General features: G+C 46.1%; 10 protein-coding genes and 3 pseudogenes. All 13 read left to right on the top strand.

Annotation, left to right across the window (positions count from 1 at the left end; genetic code table 11):
- Positions 1–284 precede the first annotated feature (284 nt).
- Positions 285–575 (top strand): SpoIIIAG-related protein, encoded by a 291-nt coding sequence (locus R1Y93_RS03950; protein ID WP_500821714.1) that lies wholly within the window; start codon positions 285–287, stop codon positions 573–575.
- An 11-nt stretch (positions 576–586) separates the two neighbouring features.
- Positions 587–1,309: a SpoIIIAH-like family protein gene (locus R1Y93_RS03955; protein ID WP_500821706.1), complete on the top strand. Its 723-nt coding sequence runs from the start codon at positions 587–589 to the stop codon at positions 1,307–1,309.
- A gap of 141 nt (positions 1,310–1,450) precedes the next feature.
- Positions 1,451–3,039 (top strand): annotated as a pseudogene (locus R1Y93_RS03960) (peptide chain release factor 3).
- Positions 3,040–3,110: 71 nt separating this feature from the next.
- Positions 3,111–3,497, top strand: a complete 387-nt coding sequence (locus R1Y93_RS03965; protein WP_158420590.1) for an Asp23/Gls24 family envelope stress response protein — start codon at positions 3,111–3,113, stop codon at positions 3,495–3,497.
- A gap of 32 nt (positions 3,498–3,529) precedes the next feature.
- Positions 3,530–3,932, top strand: a pseudogene (nusB, locus tag R1Y93_RS03970) (transcription antitermination factor NusB).
- Complete coding sequence (gene xseA / locus R1Y93_RS03975) at positions 3,925–5,139, top strand: exodeoxyribonuclease VII large subunit (protein ID WP_500821707.1); 1,215 nt, start codon at positions 3,925–3,927, stop codon at positions 5,137–5,139. Before nusB ends, xseA begins: the two are co-directional and overlap by 8 nt.
- Entirely contained in the window at positions 5,127–5,357 is a 231-nt protein-coding gene (gene xseB, locus R1Y93_RS03980; RefSeq protein WP_500821708.1) for an exodeoxyribonuclease VII small subunit, read from the top strand. Before xseA ends, xseB begins: the two co-directional genes overlap by 13 nt.
- Positions 5,341–6,228, top strand: coding sequence for a polyprenyl synthetase family protein (locus R1Y93_RS03985; protein WP_500821709.1), 888 nt, complete (start codon positions 5,341–5,343; stop codon positions 6,226–6,228). The genes xseB and R1Y93_RS03985 overlap by 17 nt, the downstream gene beginning before the upstream one ends.
- A 13-nt stretch (positions 6,229–6,241) precedes the next feature.
- Complete coding sequence (gene dxs, locus R1Y93_RS03990; protein WP_500821710.1) at positions 6,242–8,101, top strand: 1-deoxy-D-xylulose-5-phosphate synthase; 1,860 nt, start codon at positions 6,242–6,244, stop codon at positions 8,099–8,101.
- A gap of 1 nt (position 8,102) precedes the next feature.
- A complete protein-coding gene (locus R1Y93_RS03995; RefSeq protein WP_500821711.1) occupies positions 8,103–8,918 on the top strand; it encodes a TlyA family RNA methyltransferase in 816 nt (271 codons plus the stop codon).
- A gap of 9 nt (positions 8,919–8,927) precedes the next feature.
- Positions 8,928–9,790 (top strand): annotated as a pseudogene (locus tag R1Y93_RS04000) (NAD(+)/NADH kinase).
- 96 nt (positions 9,791–9,886) lie between these two features.
- Positions 9,887–10,339 carry an arginine repressor gene (argR, locus tag R1Y93_RS04005; RefSeq protein ID WP_500821712.1) on the top strand — a complete coding sequence of 151 codons (453 nt, stop codon included), beginning with the start codon at positions 9,887–9,889 and terminating at the stop codon, positions 10,337–10,339.
- A 36-nt stretch (positions 10,340–10,375) separates the two neighbouring features.
- Positions 10,376–11,383: AAA family ATPase (locus R1Y93_RS04010; RefSeq protein ID WP_500821713.1), on the top strand; the 1,008-nt coding region annotated here is incomplete at its 3' end.

Here is an 11,383-nt window from a genome sequence, read left to right on the forward strand (position 1 = left end):
TAAGGGAAAAAAACATGAAAGTGGAAAATGTGGAAGTACTAATAGAGGAAGAAACCATAAAAGCCGTGCTGTATCTGCGATCAGGAACCGGATCAGGAGCTGGAGAGGAAGAAGCTGAAGGATGAGCTTTTGGAGCAATGGGGGATCCTTGCTGGAAACTGCCAGATCCAGGTTGAAAAAAATAAACCGGACACAGTGGATCACACTTTTTCTGGTGGGACTTCTTCTGGGGGTGATAGCAGTTCCTACTGAAAAAAAGACTGGATCGGATAATCGTGTGGGAAATGCTGCCAGGGAAGAGACACCAGGAGCAGGGGAATGCCTCTGCTCTGGAACAAAGGCTTCAGCAGGTGCTTTCCGGCGTGGAAGGCGTGGGAAAGGTACAAGTCATGCTTATGACAGGAAATGAAAAAAACACCTTTGGCTTTGGCAATGATAACAGCGAATTGATCACAGGAGTGCTGATCGCTGCCCAGGGAGCTGATGATCCGGTGACAGTACGAGAGATTCAGCAGGCTGTGATGGCATTATTTCAGGTGGAAGCCCATAGAATTAAAGTAATAAAAATGATATAAGGAGAGGCAAAGTGAAAAAAGTTTTAAAAAAGAATCAGGTGATCATCACCTCCCTGGCAATCCTGATCGCAGCAGCAGGCTATCTTAATTTTGCTGATGTGGATCTGGGCTTTAAGGATCAGGAGGCCAGCAGCAGTATCCTTGAAGATGTGGATTATGACCTGACAGATGAAACAGCCCTTCTGGATGAGAACGGGGCAGATGGCACCGGGGATACGGAGGATGTGACTGCTCCGGGAGAAGCCGTACTTACAGGGGCATCCGGTTTTGCTGCCCAGGCAAAGCTTTCCAGGGAGCAGATCCGTTCCCAGAATAAAGCAGATCTTCAGGATATTATCAACAATCAGGACATTGGAGAGGAACAGAAGCAGGAAGCGATCAATACCATGGTATCTGTCACTGAACTGACGGAAAAAGAGGCAGCAGCAGAACTGCTTCTTTCAGCCAAAGGCTTTGAAAATGTGATTGTAAATCTTACAGGGGAAACTGCGGATATCGTAGTGCCGGATACAGATCTGGATGATGCCAGAAGAGCGCAGATCGAGGATATTGTAAAAAGAAAGACAGGGATCGCACCGGAAAATATTGTGATCACTCCTTTAAGCCAGAGTGCTGAGGAAAGCGGCAATAAGGATGCAGGGATCAGCCAGGTACCAGACCAGGAGGCAGAAGAAACTTCAGCAGGGACTGCAAAAAGTGATGATCTGGTTGAAACAGATGGAATCTATGACTGACACAGCCCATTACTGAGGAAACACAGCTGTTTACTGAGGAAATTCCCTTGACAGGAAAGCTTTCTGTATACTAGAATAGGAATGTTTATGAGTTATTATGGGAAACCTATTTATGACAGAACATTTTGCAGGAGGCATGCTGTGTCAAAATATACGAAAGAAATAGAAAAAAGAAGGACCTTTGCTATTATTTCACATCCGGATGCTGGTAAGACCACGCTTACGGAGAAATTTTTGCTGTATGGCGGAGCCATTAATCTGGCCGGAAGTGTTAAAGGCAAGGCAACGGCCCGTCATGCAGTTTCAGACTGGATGGAGATCAAAAGGAACGAGGTATTTCTGTTACCTCTTCTGTACTTCAGTTTCATTATGATGGATACTGTATTAACATTCTGGATACGCCGGGACATCAGGATTTCTCGGAGGATACTTACAGAACATTAATGGCTGCAGATTCTGCAGTTATGGTCATTGATGGATCCAAAGGTGTGGAGGCACAGACCAGAAAGCTGTTTAAGGTATGTGTTATGAGACACATTCCTATTTTTACATTTATCAATAAGATGGACCGGGATGCCAATGATACATTTGATCTTCTGGATGAGATCGAGAAGGAACTGGGCATTGCAACCTGTCCCATTAACTGGCCTATTGGTTCCGGTAAGAAATTCCGTGGTGTTTATGATCGGAATACAGAAAAGATCCTTACATTTTCTGATACTCAGAAAGGAACAAAGGAAGGCCATATCGAGGAGATACCTCTTCAGGATCCAAGAGCAGATCAGGTAATGGATCCGGAGCAGAAAGAGCAGCTTCTTGAAGAAATTGAACTTCTTGATGGTGCAAGTGCTGATTTTGATCAGGAGCTTGTAAGCAAGGGAGAATTAACCCCTGTATTTTTCGGATCTGCACTTACCAACTTTGGTGTGGAAACATTTCTGGAGCATTTCCTGGCTATGACCACTTCTCCTCTTCCAAGAATGTCAGATGCAGGACTGGTGGATCCTATGTCCGATGATTTTTCTGCCTTTGTATTTAAGATCCAGGCAAATATGAATAAAGCACACAGAGACAGAATCGCTTTTATGAGGATCTGTTCCGGTAAGTTTGATGCTTCCCAGGAGGTTTATCATGTACAGGGAGAGAAGAAGATGCGTCTTCTTCAGCCACAGCAGATGATGGCAGAGTCAAGACATGTGGTGGACGAGGCTTATGCAGGAGATATTATCGGTGTATTTGATCCTGGTATTTTTTCTATCGGAGATACCATCTGTGCGCCTGGCAGGAAATTTGCTTTTGAAGGGATCCCTACCTTTGCACCGGAGCATTTTGCAAGAGTGCGCCTTTTGGACACCATGAAGAGAAAGCAGTTTGTAAAGGGAATCACACAGATCGCCCATGAAGGAGCAATCCAGATTTTCCAGGAGCTGTTTGGAAATATGGAAGAGATCATTGTGGGTGTTGTTGGTGTGCTTCAGTTTGATGTGCTGAAATTCCGCCTGGAGAATGAGTATAATGTGGAGATCCGTCTGGAGAATCTTCCTTATGAGCATATCCGGTGGATCGCCAATAAGGACAAAGTAGATGTGGAAAGCATTACCGGTACTTCAGATATGAAGAAAGTAACAGATCTTAAGGGAAATCCGCTTCTTCTCTTTGTGAATCCGTGGAGTGTGGGAATGACACAGGACAGAAATCCGGATTTAATATTGACGGAATTCAGCAAATAACCCTTTTCATTTATTGGGTGATTTGGTATAATTACAGGTAACTGAATATAACACCTTAGGAGGGTTATCATATGGCTGAAAAGAGAACAACATATAAAATACAGGATCTTGGCGGCATTGGTGAAGTGAATATTGCAGACGAAGTAGTTGCGATCATTGCTGGTCTGGCTGCTACAGAGGTTGATGGAGTTGCTTCCATGGCCGGTAATATTACAAATGAGCTGGTAAGCAAGCTTGGGATGAAGAGTCTTTCCAAAGGCGTAAAGGTGGAAGTACTGGACGGGATCGTACGTGTAGATCTTACCCTGAATATCCAGTATGGCAAGAATATCCTGGAGACAAGCAAGACAGTCCAGGAAAAGGTTAAGTCTTCCATCGAGAATATGACCGGGCTTGAAGTGGCAGATGTGAATATCCACATTGCCAGCGTAGATATGGAGAATGAAAAAGGAAAGTAAGGCTTTCCTTTTTTATATTGCGGGAGGAAATTATGCGAAGAAGGGAACTAAGAGAACATATTTTTAAACTTCTGTTTATGACCCAGTTTAATTCCCAGGACGAGATGGGAGAGCAGGTGCAGCTTTATTTTGAGGGCCTTGCTGAAGGAGAAGAGAAGGATCTGGAGTATATCCTGGGAGAAATATAATCATGTACTGGAGCATTTGGAGGATATTGACAGACAGCTGAATGAGACAAGCCATGGATGGAAGACAAAGCGAATGAACCGTGTGGATCTTACAGCATTAAGACTGGCTGTTTATGAGATCAAGTATGACCCGGATGTTCCCACAGGGGTTGCCATTAACGAGGCAGTGGAACTGGCCAAGCGTTTTGGCGGGGAAGCCTCAGGTTCTTTTGTAAACGGTATCCTTGGTAAGCTGGCGAATGAATAATATATATTCCGTAGGACAGGTAAACAGCTATGTGCGTAATATGTTTACCCAGGATTACTTCCTTCAGAAGCTTCAGGTTAAGGGAGAAGTATCCAATTGTAAGTACCATACCAGCGGACATATCTATTTTTCCCTGAAGGATGAGACCGGCACCCTTTCCTGCGTGATGTTTGCAGGACAGAGAAAGGGTCTGGCATTCCGTATGAAGGATGGGGATCAGGTTGTGGTAGCCGGTACCATTGATGTTTATCAGCGGGATGGCAGGTATCAGATGTATGCCAGGGAGATCACCTTGGAGGGGGCTGGGGATCTGTATCGCAGATTCCTGCTTCTGAAGCAGGAACTGGAAGAGATGGGCATGTTTGCCCAGGAATACAAGCAGGAGATTCCCCGGTTTGTAAAGCGTCTTGGAGTTGTGACTGCACCTACAGGGGCTGCAGTACAGGATATCCGTAACATTTCCCTGCGGCGCAATCCATACCTGCAGATCGTTTTGTACCCGGCTCTTGTGCAGGGGGAAGGAGCTCCGGAAAGTATTGTGAAGGGGATCCAGATCCTGGACGGGCTGGATCTGGATGTGATCATTGTAGGCAGAGGCGGTGGATCCATAGAGGATCTGTGGGCCTTTAATGATGAAAGGGTTGCCAGGGCTATTTTTGAGTGTCAAACCCCTGTGATCTCAGCTGTAGGTCATGAGACGGATTTTACCATTGCTGATTTTGTGGCAGACCTGCGGGCTCCTACTCCGTCTGCTGCAGCAGAACTGGCAGTGTTTGATTATAAGAGTATTGTGGACGCAGTCGATTCCGGCAGGGAACGGCTGCATCGTGCCATGTGGGGCAAACTGCAGCTGCTTAAGAGCAGGCTGGACCAGTATCAGGTACGGATGCAGTATCTGAATCCGCAGGGAAGGCTGCGGGACAGACAGCAGTATGCAGCGGATATGGAAGAGCGGCTTTATAAAGGAATGGAGGCAAAGATCCGTGAGAAACGGAATCTTCTTGCATTATATCTGGAGAAGTATGCAGGCCTGTCGCCCCTTCGGAAACTGAATCGGGGATATTCCTATGTAACGGATATCCAGGGACATGCAGTTACCAGCATTGAAGGTATCAGAGAAAAGGACAGGCTGTTTATCGCTGTCACAGATGGAAGGGTTGAGACAGAGGTAATAGGCACAAATAAGGAGGGGCCATGGCTGAAGTAACAGAACAACAGGATGAATTGTCTGTGGAGACTGCTTTTCAGGAACTTGACAGACTGGCAGACAGGCTGGAGAATCAGGAAACATCCCTGGAGGAATCCTTTGCCCTGTATAAAAAAGGAATGGAATTATTAAAGTATTGCAGCGAGAAACTGGATACAGTAGAGAAAAAAATGCTGCAGATCAATGAGGATGGGACATTCAGTGAATTTTCAAAGTGAATTACAGGAAAAAACAAAAGAAGCAGAAGAGATAATCTGCAGATATCTGCCAAAGGAGGAAGGCTTTGCCGCCCATCTGGCAGAGGCTATGAATTACAGCGTATGCTCAGGGGGGAAAAGGCTTCGCCCCATACTTCTTGGTGAAACGTATCGATTGTTTGGCGGAAGCGGACATGTGGCAGAGCCTTTTATGGCTGCCATTGAGATGATCCACACCCATTCCCTGGTACATGATGATCTTCCTGCACTGGATAATGATGATTATCGCAGGGGACGGCTTACTACCCACAAGGTGTATGGGGAAGCTATGGGAGTTTTAAGCGGGGTCGCTCTTCTGAATTATGCATATGAGACTATGCTGAAGGCATTTGCCCTTACCGAAAGACCGCAGGCTGTGATCCGCGCTATGGAGATCATGACCCATAATACCGGCTTGCATGGGATGCTTGGGGGACAGAGTGTAGACGTGGAGAATGATGGTAAGCCTGTTTCAAGAGAAATACTTGATTATATATATGAGAATAAAACTTCTGCACTGATCCAGGCTTCTATGCTGGCAGGAGCAGTTTTGGCAGGAGCAGATGAACGAGAACTGGCAGTGATCGACCAGGCAGCAAAGAATATAGGCCTGGCTTTCCAGATCAGGGATGATATTCTGGATGTTACCAGTTCCCAGGAAGAATTGGGCAAACCGGTACACAGTGATGAGAAAAACAACAAGACTACATATGTAACACTTATGGGGATCAGCAAAGCCTCAGAGTGTGTAGCAGACTTATCCGGGGAGGCAGTCGCTCTTTTGGATAGCCTGGATCGAAAAAATGAATTCCTGGATACACTGGTAAGGGAACTGGTGGGGCGCAGGAAGTGAAAGAAGGATACGGATGTTTCTGGAAAAGATAAATAAGCCAAATGACATTCATAAGATTGCACTTGCAGATTTTCCGCAGCTGGCGGATGAAATCCGTCAGTTTCTTATTGAATCTGTAAGCAGGACCGGTGGCCATCTGGCATCAAACCTGGGAGCAGTAGAACTTACCCTTGCACTTCATAATGTGTTGGATTTCCCGGAGGATAAGCTGATCTGGGATGTGGGACATCAGGCTTATACCCACAAGATCCTTACAGGAAGAAAGGATGCCTTTGCCACCCTTCGTAAAGAAGGAGGCTTAAGCGGATTTCCCAAGAGAGCGGAAAGTGACTGTGATGCTTTTGATGCAGGACACAGCTCCAATTCCATATCTGCAGGGCTTGGCTATGTTCGGGCCAGGGATCTTTTGGGCAGGAAGAACCATGTGGTGTCTGTGATCGGAGATGGGGCACTTACCGGCGGTATGGCTTACGAGGCACTGAATAATGCAGCGGAGCTGGATACGAATTTTATTATTGTGATCAATGACAATAATATGTCCATATCAAAGAATGTTGGTGGAATGTCTACGTATTTAAGCGCTTTGCGTACAGCAGAGGCTTATACAGGAATGAAGATAGGAGTTACGAAAGCTGTCAAGAAGATCCCTAAGGTGGGGACAGCCATGGTAGATGCGGTCCGTCGTACCAAAAGCAGTATCAAACAGCTTTTTATTCCTGGAATGTTGTTTGAAAATATGGGACTTACCTATCTGGGACCTGTGGATGGCCACAATATGCGGCAGATGATGAAGCTGTTCAATGAAGCTAAAAGGGTGGAAGGGGCAGTTGTAGTACATGTGATCACAGAAAAGGGCAGAGGATACAAGCCTGCAAGTACCTATCCGGACAGGTTCCACGGTACAGGACCTTTTGATATACAGACAGGAAAAGCCCTGACTGTGAAAAAAGCACCTACCTATACAGATGTATTTGCCAAAGGAATGGTCCGGCTTGGAGAAGAAAATACAAAGCTTGCAGCTATTACGGCAGCTATGCCGGAGGGAACCGGACTGAAAGCATTTCAGCAGGCGTTTCCTGACCGCTTTTTTGATGTAGGGATCGCAGAAGAGCATGCAGTTACTTTTGCAGCAGGATTGGCCCTTGGCGGGATCATTCCTGTGGTGGCGGTGTATTCTTCTTTCCTTCAAAGAGCAGTGGATCAGATCCTTCATGATGTGTGTATGCAGAAGCTTCATGTAATATTTGCCATTGACCGGGCAGGGCTGGTAGGCGCAGATGGAGAGACCCATCAGGGGAATTTTGATCTTTCTTATCTGAGTATGATGCCAGGGATGACAGTAATGGCACCAAAAAATGACTGGGAGCTGGAAGCTATGCTGGAAGCAGCAGTGAATGGAGACGGACCCTATGCCATCCGTTATCCCAAAGGAACAGCATGTACAGAGTTTCAGCAGTTCCAGGCACCGATCCTCCGTGGAAAGGCAGAGATTCTTTCCAAAGGAAAAAAGGCAGCTATACTGGCAGTTGGCAGCATGGTGTCTGTTTGTCAGGATGCAGTAAAGCTTCTGAAAGAACAGGGAATAGAGCCCACATTTGTAAATGCCAGGTTTGTAAAGCCTTTGGATACAGCCTTATTGGATGAACTGGCAGAAGACCATCAGCTGTTTGTAACCGTAGAAGAAAATGTAAAAAGCGGAGGCTTTGGAGAGCATGTATGTGCCTATATGGAAGCATGCCATCCGGGACGCAGGGTGATACCCATTGCTATCTGGGACAGATTTGTGCCTCATGGCAGTATTGACAGCCTTCGGTGCAAGGTCGGACTTTCTGCAGCAGAGATCGCACAGACAGTAGAAACGGGGATTTCATAATATGAAAAAAAGACTGGATATTTTATTGGTAGAGCATGGACTTGCTTCTTCCAGAGAGAAAGCAAAAGCATATATTATGTCCGGAGATGTGTATGTAGATGGACAAAAAGAAGATAAAGCCGGATCCATGTTCGGAGAAGGCGCAAAGATCGAGATGCGTGGAAATACATTACCATATGTAAGCAGAGGTGGTTTGAAGCTGGAAAAGGCAATGAAGAATTTTGACCTTCACCTGGACGGAAAGGTATGTATGGATGTTGGCGCATCCACAGGAGGTTTTACAGACTGTATGCTTCAAAACGGGGCTGTCCGTGTATTTTCCATTGACGTAGGATATGGTCAGCTGGATTGGAAGCTTCGCAATGATCCAAGAGTGGTCTGCATGGAAAAAACCAATATTCGTTATGTGGTTCCGGAGGATCTGGGAGAGGCTGCTGATTTTTCTTCGATTGATGTGTCCTTTATTTCATTGACAAAGGTACTGCCGCCAGTACGGCAGCTTCTGAAAGAAGATGGAGAGATCGTATGTCTGATCAAGCCTCAGTTTGAGGCAGGCAGAGAAAAGGTAGGCAAAAAAGGAGTTGTCCGTGATCCGCAGGTCCACAGAGAAGTGATCGAAAAGGTTCGTGATTTTGCCATGGGGATTGGTTTGGAACCATGCCATCTGTCCTTTTCACCGATCAAGGGACCGGAGGGAAATATAGAATATCTGCTTCATCTGCAAAAGCGTCCGGAAGGAGCCCTGGTCACAGATCAGCTGCAGACCACGGTAGAGTCTGTAGTAGAAGAAGCTCATGGTATGCTGGACAGGAAATAGGTGGATCAAATGGATAAGTTTTATGTGATCACAAACAGTGAAAAAGATCAGGATCAGTCTTTTACAGACATGATCGTGTCCTATCTGAAAAGTCATGGAAAGGCCTGTCAGGTGCAGATGGCAAAGCGGAAGCAGGATGGTCCCTATCATTATACGGATCCGGAGAAGATCCCTGAGGATACCCAGTGTGTGATCGTGCTGGGAGGAGACGGTACTTTGCTTCAGGCTGCAAGGGATGTGGTCCATTGCAGGATTCCACTTCTTGGGATCAATCTGGGAACGCTTGGGTTCCTGGCAGAGGTGGACAGGCAGTCTGTGTATCAGGCTCTTGACAAGCTGATGCGTGGAGACTATGAGGTAGAAGAACGGATGATGCTGTCCGGTACTGTATACAGAGGCAATCAGGTGATCGGCAGTGATCTGGCACTGAATGATATTGTGATCGGCAGGGAAGGGCCTTTAAGGGTTGTACGTTTCAAGAATTTCGTAAATAATGAATATCTGAATTCCTACAATGCGGATGGTATCATATTGTCCACACCTACCGGGTCTACAGGATACAGCCTGTCTGTAGGCGGCCCTATTGTATCGCCAAGCGGCACCATGATCATCATGACGCCCATTGCCCCACACACACTTAATTCAAGAAGCATTGTATTTCCGGCAGATGATGTGATCACTGTGGAAGTTGGGAAGGGCAGGCATGGAGGATCAGGAAAAGGCAGTTGCCGCTTTTGACGGTGATGCGGTGATCCATTTAGTTACTGGTGACCGGATCGTGATCCGCAGGGCAGAGGAAAAGACAAAGATCCTGAAACTGAATCATTTAAGCTTTGTGGACAGTAATCCGTCAGAAGATGCGGGACAGTTAAGTACTAAAGATGATTTTGGCCTTGCAACAGTAGGGGATTGAATAGTTACGAAAATAGTTGGAAAGGATACAGCATCTGGATCAGGGAGGATGAAAAGTGAAATTAGCAAGACATGAAAAAATTATCGAATTGATCCGGCAATATGATATAGATACTCAGGAAGAACTGGCTGCCAGGCTGAATCAGGCAGGCTTTAAAGTGACGCAGGCTACGGTATCCAGAGATATACGGGCATTGAAGCTTACAAAGGTAACGGTAAAGGATGGTAAATCCCGTTATGCGATCCTGGATCATGGTTCTTCGGAGCTTGGAGATAAGTATTCCAGAGTGCTGAAAGATGCAGTGCTCTCCATGGACACAGGACAGAATCTGGTAGTGGTAAAGACAGTTACCGGTATGGCCATGGCTGTGGCTACAGCACTGGATGCATTGAAATGGCCGGAGATCCTTGGGTGTATAGCAGGAGATGATACTATTATGTGTGTCTGCAAGACATCTGAGCAGGCAGTAAGTGTGGTAAAGAAGCTGAATGAGATTGCAGGAAGCTAAGACAGCATTTTTGCACAAAATAAGGAGGTGGCTTTTGTGCTGGTTCATCTGCACGTAAAAAACCTTGCACTGATCGAAGAAATAGAAGTGGAATTTGGCCCTGGACTGAATATTCTTACTGGTGAGACGGGCGCCGGAAAATCCATTCTTTTAGGCTCCATACAGCTGATCCTGGGAGGCAAGACTTCCAGGGGGATGATTCGTGAGAATGCATCCTACGGCCTGGTGGAGCTTTTATTCCAGGTTGAAAATACAAAAGCAAAACAGGCGTTGGAATCTATGGATATTTATCCTCAGGATGGGCAGGTGCTTCTGTCAAGGAAGATCATGGAAGGCCGGAGCATCAGCAAGATTAATGGGGAAGCTTGTACAGTATCCCAGATGAAGGCAGCAGCAGCCTGCCTGATCGATATTCATGGCCAGCATGAGCACCAGTCTCTCCTGTACCCGGATAAACAGCTGGAGATCCTGGATGTCTATGGAAAAGAAAAAATACAGCCGGTAAAAGAAAAAGTAGAAAAGGCTTATAAGGAATATCGCAAATGCGAGAAAGAGCTTCAGGCTTTTAACATGGATGAGGAACAGAGAAACCGGGAGACTGCTTTTCTTGAATTTGAAGTCCAGGAAATCGAAAAGGCTGCCCTTAAGGAAGGAGAAGACGAGGAACTGGAAAAGACCTACCGTAAACTGTCCAATGGACGAAAGATCGTGGATGCCCTGCAGGCTGTGAGAGGCTTTACCGGATATGAGGGAAGCAGTGCAGGAGATCTGGTAGGAGAAGCACTCAGGGAATTGTCCAGAGTCTCAGAATATGATGAAGAACTGGCAGGACTGGAAAGTTCTCTGGGAGAAGTAGATAGTCTGCTGAACGATTTTAACCGGGAACTGTCTTCCTATATGGAGGATATGGTTTTTGACCAGGAGACCTTTGATCAGACAGAACGCAGACTGGATCAGATCAATGGGCTGAAAGCAAAATATGGTCAAAGCATAGGGAAAATCCTGGAATATCAGAAGCAGCAAATGGAAAAACTGGAAAAAATA

The organism is Blautia sp. HA3515 (assembly GCF_059933065.1).